The 16582-nt window shown below is 46.7% G+C and carries 12 protein-coding genes and 1 riboswitch; of the genes, 6 read left to right on the forward strand and 6 right to left on the reverse strand.

Annotated elements, in window-relative coordinates; translation table 11 throughout:
* Positions 1–69: 69 nt before the first annotated feature.
* The 4 genes from prfB to QT974_RS15815 all read right to left on the reverse strand — a co-directional run bounded on the left by prfB (position 70) and on the right by QT974_RS15815 (position 5189).
* Positions 70–1180 (reverse strand): peptide chain release factor 2 gene (prfB, locus tag QT974_RS15800; protein WP_333469411.1). Its coding sequence is split into 2 segments (ribosomal slippage): positions 70–1107 and positions 1109–1180, totalling 1110 coding nucleotides; the frame shifts between segments, so codons are not numbered across the junction.
* A gap of 66 nt (positions 1181–1246) precedes the next feature.
* Positions 1247–2269: a PCRF domain-containing protein gene (locus tag QT974_RS15805; RefSeq protein WP_333469421.1), complete on the reverse strand. Its 1023-nt coding sequence runs from the start codon at positions 2267–2269 to the stop codon at positions 1247–1249.
* Between the two features lie 364 nt (positions 2270–2633).
* A complete protein-coding gene (locus tag QT974_RS15810) occupies positions 2634–4214 on the reverse strand; it encodes a tetratricopeptide repeat protein (protein WP_333469412.1) in 1581 nt (526 codons plus the stop codon).
* 246 nt (positions 4215–4460) lie between these two features.
* Entirely contained in the window at positions 4461–5189 is a 729-nt protein-coding gene (locus tag QT974_RS15815; protein ID WP_293156577.1) for a Bax inhibitor-1/YccA family protein, read from the reverse strand.
* A gap of 586 nt (positions 5190–5775) precedes the next feature.
* Here QT974_RS15815 and QT974_RS15820 point away from each other — a divergent pair.
* Positions 5776–6102, forward strand: coding sequence for a PEP-CTERM sorting domain-containing protein (locus QT974_RS15820; protein WP_333469413.1), 327 nt, complete (start codon positions 5776–5778; stop codon positions 6100–6102).
* 240 nt (positions 6103–6342) lie between these two features.
* Here QT974_RS15820 and QT974_RS15825 read toward each other — a convergent pair whose 3' ends face one another.
* Complete coding sequence (locus tag QT974_RS15825) at positions 6343–8487, reverse strand: magnesium chelatase subunit D family protein (RefSeq protein WP_333469414.1); 2145 nt, start codon at positions 8485–8487, stop codon at positions 6343–6345.
* 42 nt (positions 8488–8529) lie between these two features.
* Positions 8530–9777, reverse strand: coding sequence for a sensor histidine kinase (locus QT974_RS15830; protein ID WP_333469415.1), 1248 nt, complete (start codon positions 9775–9777; stop codon positions 8530–8532).
* 242 nt (positions 9778–10019) lie between these two features.
* Between QT974_RS15830 and QT974_RS15835 the strand changes: the two genes are divergently transcribed.
* The 5 genes from QT974_RS15835 to QT974_RS15855 all read left to right on the forward strand — a co-directional run bounded on the left by QT974_RS15835 (position 10020) and on the right by QT974_RS15855 (position 16292).
* Positions 10020–11357: an ArsB/NhaD family transporter gene (locus QT974_RS15835; RefSeq protein WP_333469416.1), complete on the forward strand. Its 1338-nt coding sequence runs from the start codon at positions 10020–10022 to the stop codon at positions 11355–11357.
* 322 nt (positions 11358–11679) lie between these two features.
* A riboswitch (cyclic di-AMP (ydaO/yuaA leader) is annotated at positions 11680–11892 on the forward strand.
* A 99-nt stretch (positions 11893–11991) separates the two neighbouring features.
* Entirely contained in the window at positions 11992–12840 is an 849-nt protein-coding gene (gene ntrB / locus QT974_RS15840) for a nitrate ABC transporter permease (RefSeq protein WP_333469417.1), read from the forward strand.
* Between the two features lie 196 nt (positions 12841–13036).
* A complete protein-coding gene (locus tag QT974_RS15845) occupies positions 13037–14467 on the forward strand; it encodes an ABC transporter substrate-binding protein (protein WP_333469418.1) in 1431 nt (476 codons plus the stop codon).
* Between the two features lie 147 nt (positions 14468–14614).
* Positions 14615–15457, forward strand: coding sequence for an ABC transporter ATP-binding protein (locus QT974_RS15850; RefSeq protein ID WP_333469419.1), 843 nt, complete (start codon positions 14615–14617; stop codon positions 15455–15457).
* Between the two features lie 46 nt (positions 15458–15503).
* Positions 15504–16292, forward strand: coding sequence for a universal stress protein (locus QT974_RS15855; protein WP_333469420.1), 789 nt, complete (start codon positions 15504–15506; stop codon positions 16290–16292).
* The last annotated feature ends 290 nt before the right edge of the window (positions 16293–16582 follow it).

Genomic DNA, 16582 nt, shown 5'->3' on the forward strand with positions numbered 1-16582 from the left:
CAACTGACAACTGTCAACTGTCAACTGTCAACTGACAACTGTCAACTGTCAACTGTCAACTGTCAACTGTCAACTGACCAACTGATTTTCCTGTCGCAGGTAAGCTTGAATAAACGAATCTAATTCGCCGTTCATCACATCTAAAACGGCGGTGGTTTCCACGCCAGTGCGCAAATCCTTGACCATTTGATAGGGGTGAAACACGTAATTGCGAATTTGCTGGCCCCAAGCCGCCTCTACGATGTCGCCGCGAATCTCGGCAATTTCCGAAGCCCGCTGTTCCTTCGCAATCACCAACAGCCTGGATTTGAGCAATGTCAGAGCTTTTTCCTTATTTTGCAACTGACTGCGCTCTTCCGTACAGCGCACGGCCAAACCGGTGGGAAGGTGAACGATGCGCACGGCCGTTTCTACCTTGTTAACATTTTGCCCGCCCTTGCCGCCAGCGCGGGAAGTGGTGATTTCGAGGTCTTTTTCCGGGATGTCTAATTGTACGTTGCGATCGAGAATTGGCATCACTTCGACACCAGCAAAACTGGTTTGACGCTTATCATTAGCGTTGAAAGGGGAAATTCTGACTAAGCGATGAGTGCCTTTTTCCGATCGCAAATAACCGTAAGCATAGCGGCCGGCAATTTCCAAAGTTACGGATTTAACACCCGCTTCTTCTCCCTCAGAAATTTCATTTAAATGCACTTTGTAACCTTGACTTTCTCCCCAGCGCGTGTACATCCGCATCAGCATTTGGGCCCAATCTTGAGCGTCAGTACCGCCAGCACCGGCGTTAATTGTCAAAACAGCGCCGCTTTGGTCGTAGGGCCCGGATAGCAACTGTTGCAGTTCCCACGAATCGAGCTCGCGGCTTAACTGAGAAAGGTTGGATGTGGCTTCGTGAAACAAAGATTCATCAGCTTCTAGCTCTAGCAATTCTAAGATAGCTCTAGCGTCTTCCAAGCTGGTTTGCCAACCGTGATATTGCTCTAAGTGAGATTTGAGGTCGTTAAGTTCTTGGAGAGTTTCTTGGGCTGATTCTTGGTCGTCCCAAAAAGCTGGTTGAGCGGCAATTTGCTCTAAATCTTGAATTTTGGCAGATAGTGCGGGGATGTCAAAGATAGTCCTGAGTTTTACCCAGGCGATCGGACAATGTTTCAATATCGTGTTTGATGTCTAGAACTTCCACTGTGAGTTCTCCTAGTTTTGTGGTGTCTTGTCGATTTTAGCTGAAATTGGGTTCAATCTGTGCAAATCAATTTTTCAGCAGCAGACCAGCTTTGATAAATTGGTCAATCTTGCCGTCGAGTACCTCGGCGACGGCTGTTGTTTCGATTCCTGTACGGATATCCAGAACTTTGTCCTGGTTTGCGCTGTCGCTGGCCAATTGATATTCCCGAATTGGTTGGTTGAGGAATGTTTGCAGGATCTCGACCTGAATGTCTGAAATTTCTGCAACTTCCTGCCTTTGCATAATAGCAAACAGTTTGCTCTTGAGAAGCGCCAAAGCCCTTTCTCTATTTTGCAATCGACTCCGCTCCTCCCCAGATATTGCAGAAATACCAGTAGGAACATGAACAATCCTCACCAAAGTTCGGATTACACACCTCACGTAGGGAGGAGGCAAGATTATTAATTCTAAATCCTGCTGTGGAATCTCCAGTTCCACATACATTGGCACAACTTCCACCGTCACTGAACTCGCCTCCTTTCTGGTAATATTAAAAGGCGATGTACGTTTCAGTAGATGCACTCCGGTTTCTGACTTTAGATAGCCGTAAGCGTAACGTCCGTCTATTGCCAAAGTTAGAGAATTAACTTTTCCTATTTCCAAAATTGCAGAATTAATTTCTACATACTCCAATAGGGAATCTTCAACTAACAGAACTCTATAGCCTCGGTTTTGTCCCCAACGACCGTACATTCTCAGCAACATTTGTGCCCAGTCTAGAGCATCTAAGTCATCTATTGCTGCACTAATTATGAGGTAGGCTCCCTTTTTGTCACCAGCCCCGCTTAACAATTGCTCTATTTCAAACTCTTCGAGAGAGCAGTTGAGTTGAGCTAAATTAGTTTGAAGTTCTTGCTCTAGTTCGTCGTCTGCTTGAAATTCGAGTAACTCCAGTGCTGCTGTAGCATCTGCCAAAATTGTTTGGCACTGGTTGAGTTTTGCCTGGTAGGATTGGAGTGCGTCTAGTTCTTGGAGTAGCCGTTCGCCTGTATTGATGCTGTTGCCAAATCTCGGCCGTGGTGCTAGTAGCCGTTCGCCTGTATTGATGCTGTTGCCAGATTTCGGCTGTGGTGCTAGCTGTTGTAACTTTTGGCTTTCGGCGGTTAAGGCTGAGTCAAAGACAGTCTTGTAGGTTGGTTAGTCGATCGCCCAAAATTTCGATATCGTGTTTAGTCTCTAGAATTTCCACTGTGATTTCTCCAGGGTTGTAGGTGATTATGTTAATCTTAGCTTGCGGCTGACTTGTTGTGGCAACTATCGTAGGGTGCGTCAGGAAGTCAATACCTGTAATAGCGGTAATGCTTTGCCCTGAAGCACCCTACAAGCTTAATTTATTGCCCCAGGCTTACGTGAAAACTTAGATTTTTCGTCAATAAACCCGGTTTATGCGGTTTTTCGGTTGCAGGTGCTGCTAAATGTACTGCGAACCAGTGGAATTAAAAGTTTTACCGCATTCGTGAGCGCAGACATCCAACCTTTTAGAACAAGAAAAACTTTTGGTGAGGTCTTCGCGAAACCAATCACTTCCTATAGCCTCTTTGATAGATTTAGTTTTTAGAGAATTAAAGCCTTCGCCGTACTTTTCAAGTAAATCCAACATCTGCGGTCTGTAAGTGTGGTTATAAACAGCGTATTTAGTATGGCTTACCCAACAGCAAGGCCAGAGTTCTGCTTCAAAAGAAATGAAAATATCTTTGCTAGCCTGAGTTTGACAGCTAATTTCTACGTTGCGATAGTAATTATTTAAACCGCCGTAGGTTTCTACAACTTTGATAAATTGGTCTCCCTGTGGATTTTGATATTGTTCTAGGGAGGGGGCTTGGAGGTCTGGGCTTTTTGGCTTTGAGGGGAGGGATTGAGTTTGAGGGGGTACCTGAGGAAGTTCGAGGGCTACTGCGCTATACCAAGCCTGATTTGCTTGTGCTGATTCTCCTAACTGAGTTAAGACTTTAGCCAAATTTCGATAAGCGCCGGCAAAATCTGGTTTGAGGGCGATCGCTTTTTTGTAATAAAATGTAGCTTGCTGCCACTGTTGCTGCTGAGCGTAAAGACTGCCTACATTCGCATAAACTTCTGCAAAATCCGGCTGAATTTTCAGTGCATTTGTATAGCAGTCGGCTGCTGCTTGCAAGCGCCCCATACCTTGAAAAGCATTGCCTAAAGTTTTGCAGGCTGCTGCAAAATTAGGTTGAATTTTTAGGGCTTGTTGGCAAGCAGATATTGCTTCTGATAGATTCCCTGTTTGTAGATATACTTCCGCTTGCTGGTGCAGTTTGATGGCTGTATTTTCTTGACTTGGGAGGGATGAGGCTTGTATATCTGGTTGGTTTGGGCGATCGCTCTGTGCCTGTACCGGGGAATTTTGGATCTGCTGCTGCTGTTGATTTTGAGACTGTTTGTTATACAGTTCTTGCACCACAAAACGAGAAGTAGCTTTGGGTACAAACTCGACAAATCCTAATTGTTTGGCTAAATCCCTAGCTGCTTCTACTTGGTGCTGGTTGTGTTCAAATATCAAGTAATGCCAGACCGCTTTTCCGCCAGCTTGGATAAAGGCATTAACAGATTCCATTATCCTGTCCCAGTTGGTATTTTGGCGGTAAATGCTGTTAGTATCAGCCAATCCGTCAATACTAAAGGTTACGAAATCGTGTTCTCCTGTCATTGTCTGTGCCAGGGTGCGCCACCAGTCGGGGTTGCGCCCGCTACCGTTGGTGTACAGGCCGATTTGAGGCACTCCCATGCGGTGCCAATACTCGATCGCGGGAATTGTGGTATTGCTAGTCATAGCATCCCCGTAGTTGCCGCACATATAGACCAAATCCAATTGAGAGCAAAACTCTTGTGGAAAAATTCTCTCAATATCTGAAATCTTTAATTCTGCTGCGGGTAAAATCGGGTTGCCGGTACGCGGACACTGGGGACAAGCTGCATTGCACCTAGAAGTAATTTCTACGCTGACTCTCTTGATATCTTCGTATTTTAAGTACATGAGTTTTCTCCAATTTATTTGTGATTAATCTTGAAATCGCGATCGCGATTGATGAGATGACAAAATTTTTGATCGGTTAAAAAATACAATTATACCTCCTGCCTTCAGCCTGCACAGACAATATAAATTTTGTTTCTAAGATACACAAAAGACGCGGTGACGGCTATTTTAGTTGCAAATCTTAATAAAAAACCGCAGCCGGATGTCGATCGGGCTGCGGTTGTTTTTAAGCTAAACTTGCAAGGATTAATCGCGACCGTTGAGAGCAATCATCAGGCGCAGAATGAAGATGAACAAGTTGATGTAGGTCAAGTACATCGACAAAGCGGCGGGCAAATACTGATCGTCGCGGTAGCTGCGGGGTAAGATGTAAAAATCGACGATCGCAGCACCAGCAAATATAAACACGCCGATGCCAGAAATGCCAATTTCCAGCCAAGTTGGGGTGTAGACGCCGAAGAGAGAGAGCAGAAACTGACCGCCAACGACGACTAACAAAGCAATTACACCTAAACTGATGGTTTTGGTGAGAGCCATGCCGTCTGCTTCCGACAAGTTGGAGCCAATTTGGCGGGCGGCGATGAAAGTAATGCCGCAGCCGAGGGCTGCAAAACCGATGCCGCCGATGCCGACGCCTTGGGTTCTGAGGGCTGTAAATACCAATCCGCTGAGGGTGTAGCCGGAAAGCAAGCTGTAGGTTGCCAGCAGGGGCAAGGCGGTGTTTTTGTTGTTTTGTTCGGCGGCGGCGCTGGCGACGAAAAACAGAATTAATTCTAGGACGATCGCGCCTATAAATGTGGGAAAGAAAATTCCGGGATAGTTGCGGATGACTCCGAGGCCGCCGTAGGTGCCGACAGCGGTTAGTACGAGTCCGCCGCCCACGAAGGGCAGGGCGTTAGCGATGACGTTGGGGCCAACCAGCGCGTGGTTTTTGGCCTCGCGCACGGCTTCGCGGAAGTTGCTGGTGTTACTCACGAGGATTTACCTAATTTGGGCTGAGATTTGCTATCTCTATTTTGACAGCTTTACATTTTGTTGACAAAACTTGGAATAGTTTAAAGATTTGATAAAGAACGGGGGTGAAATCACTTCTATGCAGGGAGCGATTGTTTATAATCGACGGCGTACAAGTAAGTCTGTGCTGTGCTGTCGTTGTCTCGGGACGATCGTCCTGTTGAAGCGCGGAAGCGGGCAGGGACGCTATAATTTAAGTGAAACGGTCGGCGCTACCTGTGGCGAGGAGCTAGCTAAAACTCGATGGAATTAGAGATAGCACAGGTCAATCTATGGGGAGTTTGAGATTTAGGATTTGGGATTCATGACTCTATGCTCTGTGCAGGGCAGCAGTTGATTTTAAATTTTAGATTGTTTGACGAAAGTTGAAACTAAAGACAGCTTTCGTCAAATAAGCACAAATCTTAAATCAGAAATCTTAAATTTTAAACTTTAAATCGCAAATCTGTTGAGTTAGTTGCTCGCAGTAGCTCAGACAGGGAATGCAAAAAAAGTAAAGATCGAGAGATTAAGTTCGATCGACAAAATGCCAAACAGGTAATGTCTCATGCCCACCTTTTTTGCTCGCAAATTACTGCCAAAGGCAACCGGAATGCTATTGGCTGCGGCCGCCGTTATATCCGGCCCTCAAGCTGCCCTTGCAGCTAATATCCCGGCCATTTCTACTGCTGCTCCATCGCTGGGTTCAAAAAATTTGCTGCTGGCTCAGACAGGTCAACCCAGGCAAGCTACAACTACTCCGAGCCCGATTCCGGTTCGGGTAAATCGGGTGCCTCTGCCGGTCAAAATTCCTGAGCCCTCAATGTTGGGGGGGTTGGGTTTGGTTGCGGGTTCGCTGGTGATGACTCGCCGGAGAGCGAGAGTTAAAAATTAGACTTTTAAGAAGAAGGAAGAAGGAAGAAGGAAGAAGGAAGAAGGAATACTTCATTCAGTTGACCGCTTGAGGGCAACCTCTACCTGGAAGCAAGACGATTGGAGTAATGAATCGTCTGATTTTAATTTATCCCGCTCAAGCGGGCGGGCTTTCAAGCAATTATTTCTGGTAAGGGGAGAGGGGACACAGGCGGGATGCCTGTGCCACAATCAAGGCTGATGGAATCTCGATTTAAAAATTTTAGCCGATCGCGTCGCGGAGAGCATTTTTAGTCATAGCTGCGATCGACTGTTCGGATGCTTTGGGTAAATGATAGTATTTGCCGCCAGAAGTCTTAGCCAACTCCTTAGCAAAACCAGTCGAAATAAACTTGCTCTCGGTATCAATCACCAGCAACTGCATTCCCAAGCCGCGAATTTTAGCAGCAATTTCCAGCAATTCCTTCTTAATATCCGGCTTTTCGCCATCTAAAATCGGTTCGCCCAAAGAACGAGCCAAAGGAATATTACCGCGTCCATCAGTAATCGCGACAATCGCCACTTGACCGATATCTCCAGACTGCCGCGCATTAACTCCCACACGCACCGCCTGAGTCAAACCGTGGGCGAGGGGGGAACCACCGCCGCAGGGTAATCGTTCCAAACGCTTGCGGGCCAAGGCTATCGAGCGAGTCGGCGGTAACAATACTTCTGCTTGTTCTCCGCGAAAGGGAATGAGAGCAACTTGGTCGCGACTTTGATAAGCTTCGGTGAGTAGCTGCATCACAGCACCTTTTGCCGACTGCATCCGGTTGAGGGCCATGGAACCGGAAGCATCGACGACAAAGACGACTAAAGCCCCAGCTTTTCTAGCCAAGCGCTTCGCCCGAATGTCTCCCTGTTCGACAAATACGCGGCGTCCAACCCCCCCTTGCTCTCCCGAAGTTCGGGGGGGTTGACTTGTATCTTGCCCCCCCGAACTTCGGGAGGGTTGGGGGGGTTGGGAATTCCTTTGGCGGCGGGCTTTTTGGTAGGGTGCGGCGGCCCGGAGAGTCGCGTCAACGGCGATGCGGCGCACGGGGCCTTTGGGCAACATTGGCTTGACGTAGCGGCCTCTATCTTCGGAAAAAATGGTGGTTCTGCTGCCGGATTTGCCTTGGCGGTTGGCGGATTGCGCAAAGAATAGCACGTCGGGGTCGAGAATTACGCCTTCGGGGTCGAACAAAAATTCTTCGGGAATGGTATCTTTTTCTGGTTCTTCTTGAGGTTCCGGGCTGTCTTCTTCGTCTTCGCTTTCATCTTCTTGTTCGTTTTCCGGTTCGTCTTGTTCTTGTTCTGACTGCTTTTGGGGCGGTGGCGGCGGGGGAGGAGGAGGTGTGTTTTCGTCTGGGGGAGTTTGAATGACGGTGGCGCGGGGTACGATGACGAGTTCTACGGCGCGGCGCAAATCTTCGGCGTTAACTTCTGTGCGTCCCTCGATGGAGGCGGCGGCTTTGGCGACTCGGACTGCGAAGATTTCAGCGCGGTGTCCTTGAACCACGCCGCGGATGGCTTCTTCTACTAAGTAGGCAATTTGTTCGCGACTGATGGTGACATCTTTGAGCCATTCTCTGGCGAGGATGATTTGGGTTTTGAGGTTGTCGGTGTCTTCGGCGTATTGGTTGAGAAATTCTTGGGGCGAGCTGGAATAGGATAAAGCTTGTTCTACTGCATAGACTCTTTCTTGTAGTTCGAGTGCTGCGTCGGCGGAAAGGACGATCGCGATGCGATCGAGCAAATGTTCTCTGAGAGAGCCTTCTTCGGGGTTGTATGTAGCGATGAACAGAGGTTTGCAGGGGTGTTGAAAGCTAATGCCTTCGCGCTCTATTTGGTTGCGGCCTTCGGTTAATACTGTGAGCAATTGGTTGGAAATATTGTCATCGAGGAGGTTAATTTCGTCTACATACAGTACGCCTCGATTTGCTTGGGCTAAGAGTCCGGGTTGAAATACAGTTTGACCGAATTTTACTGATTGTTCGACATCGACTGAACCTAAGAGTCTGTCTTCGGTGACACCCAAAGGAATTTGAATGAATGGTGTGGGAATTATTTCTGTATTTGGGGAGTTAGTATTTGTGGTGCGCGCATCTTGCCCGTTTTCTTCTGACAGGTCAGAGGCATTTTCTGCAATAATTTCATCAGGTTCGGCGTTGCAAAAAGAGTCTTTAATAATTTCAATTGGTGGCAGTAGGGAATGCAAGGCGCGGGCCATTACTGATTTTGCTGTACCGCGCCGTCCGGCGATCGCAACTCCTCCCAATCCGGGATCGACTGCTGCTAACAGCAGGGCTAATTTGATGGCTTCTTGCCCGACTACGGCGGTGAGGGGAAAGGCTGTGGTGGAAGGGCTAAGGTTGGCGGAGGGCATAGGATTTTTGGAATTTACGATCTCAAAATTTGAACTTAATGTTTAGCTGACTGCTTGAAGTATTTTAACTTCTAGGGGGAGAATCACGGTAAAAGTTGAGCCGACTCCGATTTCTGATGCAAGCTCGATTTTGCCTTGCATGAGGGTGACTAGGCGCGATACTATAGCTAATCCCAAACCGGTGCTGTCGGGAGGAAAGTGGTGTTTACCAGCTTCTGAGGCTTGAAAGAATGGCTCAAAGATGCGTTTGGTATGTGCGGGAGCGATGCCGATGCCGGTATCTGTAATTGCGATCGCCCAATGTGCATCGACCGCACGGCGGCAACTTAATTCAATGCTACCAGCTTCTGTGTAGCGAATGGCATTGCTCAGCAGGTTGGTGAGAATTTGTTGCAGCCGCTGTGCGTCGGCGATTACTTGTGTGGGGGCGCAGTCGCTGGTAACAGCGAGCTTTAATCCCTTAGCATCAGCCATTGGCTGCATCATTTCTACTACGGCGTTAATTAGAGATTGTACATTAGTTTGCCGCAGGTTAAGTTTAATTTTGCCAGCATCGGCGCGAGAAAGTTCTAGGGTATCGTTAATCAGGCGCAGCAACTGTCTGCCGTTGCGCAATACTCGCTCGATGTGTTCGATACCGGGGAGGCTATCTTTGATTTCGGGTTGCCATTTTTCTTGGCGCAAAAACAGTTCGGAATAACCGATAATTGAGTTGAGGGGAGTTTTGAGTTCGTGAGCTAGATGGTAGAGGTTTTCTTGGTTGACGCCCACGAGGCGAGAGAGTTCTTGATTGGTGAGTTTTAACTGAGTTTGGATTTGTTGAAGTTCCTGTAGCCTCTGAGCGACGTAGCTATCGAAACACTGGGCAATTGCTTCGTCTACTACGGCATCTATGAGCCGAAAAGCTCTGAATACTTCGGCGGTGGTTCCTGCTAGCAATTGTGCTTCTAAGTGGGAGAATATTACTTGACGCAATAAATGATACTCTCGCGCTACTTCGGCGGCGTCGTAGCCTTGTTGGGCTCTGAGAAATCCATGGTCTAAACTGGCTTCAATTATTGCTTTTATGTCGCTGTTTTGAGATTGGGAAAGCAGTGTAGCCATCGCTGCCAACAGGTGAGGTATGTGATTTTCGATCGCTGAGTGCGGTAAGGCGTCAGCGGTTTCAATTTTCCGATCCAAGCGTACTGCTTCAATCCAGTTTTGGAGGATGGTATCGGTTTTGTCGGCGAGCAGTTGGCTGTAGTCCATATTGTCTGCGTGGGGGTGAAGTTGGCAGATATTGCCCATGCTTCATTGTAGTTGAGCGATCGCCCGATCGTCATACCAAACTTCGGGCGATCGCGACAGAGCCAAAAGAAGTAGTTTTGATGTGATTTTTTCCCTGTGCCGGAGTTCTCTCGATGAGTCGATCCCAGCTTGTTGGTGCCAAAACTAGCAGTTAAACCTATTGACATAAGAGCCATAAAGTAGTATATTCCCTCACACCGAGAGTTTTTAATTTTTAAGTTTTAAGTTTGTCAGAGGACTAAATGGAAAACGTGCAAGCTGCGATCGCTGCGGCCACATTTATAGGTGTAGTTTTCTTAATAATTACAGAATGGATACACCTCACAATTGCGGCATTTCTGGGAGCGCTGATTCTGGTTTTCACCCACGTAATGACGTTGAAGGATGCGATCGAATATATCAGTCGCAGTCACGGAACGCTGGGCTTGTTTTTCGGAGTCATGGTCATGGTGAGAGCCTTTGAGCCTACCAAGATATTCGACTACTTGGCAACTCAAATGGTACTTTTAGCCAAAGGAAAAGGCAAAAATCTCTTGCTAGGTATTGTCGCGATTACTACGCCAATTTGTGCAGTTTTGCCCAATGCTACGACAGTCATGCTGCTAGCACCATTAATTCCGCCAATGGCAGAAGAAGTCGGTGTAGATTTTGTGCCGCTACTAATTTTAATGGTATTTGTAGCTAACAGTTCGGGACTGCTGACAATCGTGGGAGATCCGGCGACATTCATAGTCGGCGATGCGATTAACATGAGCTTTGGAGATTACCTGCTAAAGTTAAGTTTAGGTGGGGCGATCGCCGTAGGAGTGATAGTAGTTATTCTGCCTTGGCTGTTCCCCGAAATCTGGCACAAAAACTTAGACGATTTAGAACACTTGCCGCACCCCAAAATTAATCACCCGCGAGTTTTAGCAGTGGGCGGTTTAATTATAGGTTTCGTGCTGACATTTTTTGTAGTGGGAGAGTCGTTACCCATGCCAATTTCACCGGCAGCCGTTGCTTTGTTGGGAGCAGCTTTATCAATGCTCTTGGCTCACCATTCCAAAATAGATTCTTTGAACAATATTTTACGGGATTTAGATTGGAGTACGCTGCTATTTTTCATGTCGATATTTGTGCTGATTGGCGGTTTGGAAAAAACCGGAGTCATCGCTGGGATGTCAGGAATTTTAGCAGCTATTTTAGGTAAAAATATCTTTTTCGGTTCTTTAGCTTTGTTATTTTTTGTGGGTTTGCTATCAAGTGTAGTGCCAAATATTCCGCTGGTAGTGGCGATGGTGCCGCTGCTCAAACAGTATGTTGTCAACGTCGGACTCGCACCGGCAGAGGTGCTGGCGCCGGATTTTGCAGGGCAGTTTCCACCTGCTGTGCTGCCGCTGTTTTATGCGATGATGTACGGGGCAACTTTAGGTGGAAATGGGACTTTAGTAGGAGCTTCTTCTAATATTGTGGCCGCGGGAATTTCTGAACTGCACGGGCGACGGATTTCTTTTCAAACTTTTCTGCGTTACGGGCTTCCTGTGATGGCTTTGCAATTGGTGGCTGCGGCTGTTTATGTAACTATTCGATTTTTGGTTTGAAGAAGTCGGCAGTCAGCAGTCATTAGTTATTGGTTGTAAGATTTTTTTAAACTTCTGCAACAGTATTTGTAGGGTGTGTCGCTCGCTCGATAAATCCCTAAATTTAATCGATTGTTTCGAGCGAGCGAGGCACCTTACAGATGGAGTTGAGTAAAGAAGCGCAAAAAATGTTGTTTAGCACTACTTTTTATAACTGGCATTATTAGTCATTAGTTATTAGTTATTACTTTTGTGGCTCAAGTTTTCAGGTTTGCCGATCGCCCCTACTCCTAAAGACGTATTGACAGGATCAGAAGGTCGTGGTAGATTAATTTAAATTGGCTTAAAAGTCAAGCCTAATCCAGCGCTGCGCCCTTAAACAAAGCGTGTGGCTGGAGCGGAGGAACCAATTTTCGGGGCGAATCCCTACAGAATTAAAAACCAAAGTTAAAAATTGCCAAATTTGAGTGTAATTTTTGATTTTGAAATCTTTAGAGAAGGACATCTCTCAGTCCTAGCCCGTCAGCTAACTTCGCAGGCATTGAGAAGAGACTGAAGAGTCAACTTGTCTTCTACAGATAGTTTGGCTTCATCAGTGTCTCCGGTTGGTATTGTTCAAGATTCTTGTACCGCCCCTGACTCTGAGGAGATTGAAATGTCAATTCAACTTAATTTAGCTGCGATCGCAATTGCCGGACAAGCAGCTTGGAAACGAACAAAACCCGTCGTTATCCGAGATACCGTATTGTTGCCGGCGGTGGGTTTTTTGGGAATTCTTGGTCTGTGGTGGATTGTTGCCAGCTTCAAAAGCGATTTAATTCCCACCCCGTATCAAGCGTTAATCGCTAATTTAGATTACATATTGCATCCATTTTATCAGCGCGGGCCGGGAGATTTAGGCATTGGCTGGCTGCTGCTGGCGAGTTTGCGCAGGGTGTTGCTAGGATTTTTGCTGGGTGCAGTTGTGGCGATTCCCGTGGGATTTTTGATCGGGATGTCGAAACCGGCGATGATGGCGCTCAATCCGGTGATTCAAATCTTCAAACCGGTGTCGCCGCTGGCTTGGCTGCCGATCGCTCTATCAATCTTTAATTTAGCAGATCCGTCGGCGATTTTTGTGATATTTATTACGTCTTTGTGGCCGACAATTATCAACACAGCTTTGGGAGTCTCTAGCGTTTCCAAGGATTATCTGGATGTGGCGCGAGTGTTGGAGATGCCACGCTGGAGACGCATTACCAAGATAATTTTGCCTGCAAGTTTGCCGTACATTTTTACTGGCTTGCGGATTAGTTTGGGGATTGCTTGGTTGGTGATTGTGGCGGTGGAAATGCTGACGGGTGGTGTAGGAATTGGCTTTTTTGTGTGGGATGAGTGGAGCCGTTTGAATCTAAGTTCGGTATTTTTAGCGGTGTTTGTAATTGGCTTAACTGGTTTGCTGCTCGATTGGGCTGTTGGCAAAATTCAGGAATTCGTAACCCACAGACCGATCGAGAGTCATTAGTCAGTTGTCAGTTGTCAGTTGTCATTAGCTAAAAACTCTGGTTTGAGATGGCGAATAGTGAGCGATTAACGATGGAGAATTAGATCGTAGTGAGTTCCCAATAAAATGCAATTGATTGGCTAGAGCCTAACCATTAACTTATCAGTCATTGCCAATTCTTCAAATCTAAAATCTAAAATCTAAAATCTAAAATTGTATGAGTGATAACTTTTCCAATGAATGGAATCGGCGGGAGTTTTTGCAAGGAATGGGTGCGGCGGCGGCGGGAATGGCTTTATCTGGTTGTGGAATTAACGCGGATCGATCGGCAAAAGGACTCACAGAAGAAGCAGAAGCGGTAAAGCCGATCGTCAATTCCCAAACCTTAGAGAAACCAAATTTAACCATAGGATACGTACCCGTTAACGATTGTGCACCATTTGCGATCGCCTGGAAAAAAGGATTTTTCCGCAAATACGGCTTAAACGTCAAACTCAACCGCGAAGCAAGTTGGGCAACCTCCCGCGACGGCATCATTTTCGGGCGCCTAGACGCCTCCCCAGTTGTATCCGGCGCCGTTACAAACGCCCGCATTGGCGCCGAAGGAGCGCGCCACGCACCCCTGTGCGCTGCCATGACAATCCACCGCCACGGCAACGCGATGACTATGAGCAAAGCGATGTGGGATTTCGGTTTGCGCCCGTGGCACGAATACAACGGCAATTTAGAAGAATTTGGCAAACAATTTCGCGCCTTTTTTGACAGTCAGCCAGTAGAAAATAAAGTCTGGGCTGTTGTCTTAAGTTCTTCGATTTACGAATACTTTGTCCGCTACATATCGGCTGCTGCCGGTGTCGATCCGTTCAAAGAATTTCGGGTAATTATTGTGCCGCCGCCGCAGATGGTGACGAATATGAGAATCGGGGCGATGCAGGCTTATATGGTAGCTGAACCTTGGAATACACGGGCAATTAAAGGCAATTTGGGCGTGGGTTTTACCTTCGCGCAAGGCAAGGAAGTTTGGCTGGGACATCCCGATCGCGTTTTGGGAGTTATGCAATCGTTCATTGACGAAAATCCGAAGACTTATTACTCGCTGGTGAAGGCTATGGTGGAAGCTTGTCAGTTTTGCAGCAAGCCCGAAAATCGCAGCGAAATAGCAGCACTGCTGACCGAGCGCTCGTTTACGGGGGCAAAACCGAAAAAAGGGGCGATCGACAAATTTACTCGGCCGGGAATAGTTGGGGAATATAACTATGGTGGGTTTGACGATAAAGACCGCACTATAATATCTGAAGATACCACAATTTTCTATGATATTCCTAAGAATCTACCCCAAATACCGGGAAATCATTCAACATTTCTGTGGCAGTCTCACAGTATTTGGCTGATGACTCAAGCGGCGCGTTGGGGACACATTAAGGAGGTGCCGAAAAATGCTGATGAATTAGCAAAAAAAGCTTGGAGAACTGACCTTTACCGCAAAATTGTTGCCGAAATGGCGATCGATTGTCCCCAGGAAAACTACAAAGTCGAACCTGCCGAAGTTTTTATTGATAAAAAAGCATTCGATCCGAGCGATCCGGTAGGATATTTGAATAGTTTTGAAATTCGAGCCAACCGCCCTCAATCTTTTTTTCAGTCTTAATCTTTGACTGCCTTGGTTTTTGATAATGTCCCGCCAGGAAGTTAATTCCGTGGCTCGCAGTTAAAGTCTGTTGAAACCGAGTGCTAAATTTGAGGGTTTATGCAGTGCCAGTTAAATTAACACTTTACTATTTTTCAGGAGCATACCGTGACTCAATTTACTTCTACATCTACCCCCACCAACGACAAAGTTAACAGCAAATCTGCTAATTTTCTGGAAATAAACAACTTGTTTAAGTCCTATAAAAATGCTGATGGCAGCGAATTTAGCGTTTTGGACAATATCAACTTAAGTATTGGAGCCAACGAATTTATTTCAGTAATCGGTCACTCGGGGTGCGGCAAATCTACATTACTAAAAATAGTGGCAGGTTTGGAGCAACAAAGTAAGGGAATAGTGACACTCGAAGGCAAAGAAATTCGCAAACCGGGGGCCGATCGCATGATGGTATTCCAGCACTACGGATTGCTGCCTTGGCTGACGGTGCGGGAAAATATTCGACTGGCGGTTGATGAAGTTTTGCAAAATCTCAACCGTGCCGAAAAAATTAGCCTTGTCAACGAACACTTAGCAATGGTAAACTTAACAGCAGCAGCAGATAAATATCCCGATCAAATTTCAGGGGGCATGAAACAGCGGGTTGGGATTGCGCGAGCTCTGGCACTTCGCCCGAAGATGTTATTAATGGACGAACCATTTGGAGCGCTGGATGCTCTGACTCGCGGCAAGTTACAAAAACAGGTGCTGGATATTTGGGAAAAGCACAGACAAGCTGCGATGATGATTACCCACGATGTGGACGAGGCTATCTATATGTCCGATCGCATTGTGTTGATGACAAACGGCCCGGCGGCGACAATCGGCGAGATTTTGGCAGTACCATTTGCGCATCCGCGCGATCGCCAAGAGTTGCGGGAATCTCAGGAGTATTACGAACTGCGCAACTATGCTTTGAATTTTCTCGATCGCTACTTTACCCAAGACGAATAACGCCTGACGAAGAGACAGAAAAGTTCACTTAAGAGAGGTCAAGCCTGTGAATCTCAAAACAATTTTAGCGCGTTTTGAAAGTGCATTAGGATACCAAAACTTAACGGATGAAATGGTGTTGCTACCGGAGCCAAAAGCGCCAATTTCTAAGAAAGCAAAATCGACAAAGACGACAAAAGCTATTAACTTTATTGTCGGTTACAACAGCTCTCCTAAAAGTCAAACAGCTCTCGACATTACCATGTGGATTGCGCATCAAACTCGTTTGGTAACAACGAAAGAAGTCACGGTGCAAGTCGTCTACGTGCTGGATGAATCGCCCAACGTTGATGACGAATATACTTGTAGTTTGGGTGTAGAAAATCCCCTAGCCCGAGGGCAAAAACAATCGGATTTAGAGGGAATATCTGCCCTGAAGTGTGCGGCGCCTGCGATCGCTTTACCTTCAGCGGAAGTCCAATCGGTATCGCAGCGGGCAACTTGGATCGATCCGCCTTATTTCCGAGCAATTTTTTGTGAACACAATGAGTATGAGGTAGCAGATAAATTGTTGTGGCAAGCCCGCTGTTTGGCCGAGGAATGGCGCGGTTTATTTAAAGCTCACTTGCGCATCGGCAGGGTAGCTACAGAATTAAGAAATGTCGTAGAATTAGAATCAGCAAATTTACTATTTTTGGGCTGCAATTCTGCAAATCACCGGCTGGTAAAGCAACTAGGAAAAAATTTCCCCTGCTGCGTGCTCGGGATTCCCGAACAACTCAGCTATCCGAGGGATTTGGTGCCTGAAGAAAGTTTGAGCAAGTTGCAGTTTGCTACAGCTATGCCTGCACGTTAAACAGGAACTCAGGCAAAACTACTATTATGTAAGGCGTGCGGTGCGCTCCCTACGTAATAGTAGTTTTTTAAATTCCGATTAGATACTTTTTTTATTGCTTAATTTATTAGTCTCTTAGAGAGTTACGAAAGTTTGTGTAGGTGCAATTGGCAGAGACTGTTACTCTTTCAACAGTTGACAGTTGACAGTTGACAGTTGACCCCCCAGAGAGCGACCTCTACCCTTAAGTCCGAGTATTGGAGTAATGAATAGTCTGATTTTTATTTCTCCCTCACTCGTGAGAGGCTTTC

The sequence above is a fragment of the Microcoleus sp. BM001215392 genome, from assembly GCF_036700185.1.
In the GTDB taxonomy this organism is placed as follows: domain Bacteria; phylum Cyanobacteriota; class Cyanobacteriia; order Cyanobacteriales; family Microcoleaceae; genus Microcoleus.

What these genes read in the sequence shown, in the direction of transcription:
- ntrB (WP_333469417.1), top strand. Translation starts at nt 11,992, where the DNA reads ATGTCAATTCAACTTAATTTAGCTGCGATCGCAATTGCCGGACAAGCA.
- QT974_RS15810 (WP_333469412.1), bottom strand. Translation starts at nt 4,214, where the DNA reads ATGTACTTAAAATACGAAGATATCAAGAGAGTCAGCGTAGAAATTACT.
- QT974_RS15825 (WP_333469414.1), bottom strand. Translation starts at nt 8,487, where the DNA reads ATGCCCTCCGCCAACCTTAGCCCTTCCACCACAGCCTTTCCCCTCACC.
- QT974_RS15820 (WP_333469413.1), top strand. Translation starts at nt 5,776, where the DNA reads ATGCCCACCTTTTTTGCTCGCAAATTACTGCCAAAGGCAACCGGAATG.
- QT974_RS15830 (WP_333469415.1), bottom strand. Translation starts at nt 9,777, where the DNA reads ATGGGCAATATCTGCCAACTTCACCCCCACGCAGACAATATGGACTAC.
- QT974_RS15835 (WP_333469416.1), top strand. Translation starts at nt 10,020, where the DNA reads ATGGAAAACGTGCAAGCTGCGATCGCTGCGGCCACATTTATAGGTGTA.
- QT974_RS15845 (WP_333469418.1), top strand. Translation starts at nt 13,037, where the DNA reads ATGAGTGATAACTTTTCCAATGAATGGAATCGGCGGGAGTTTTTGCAA.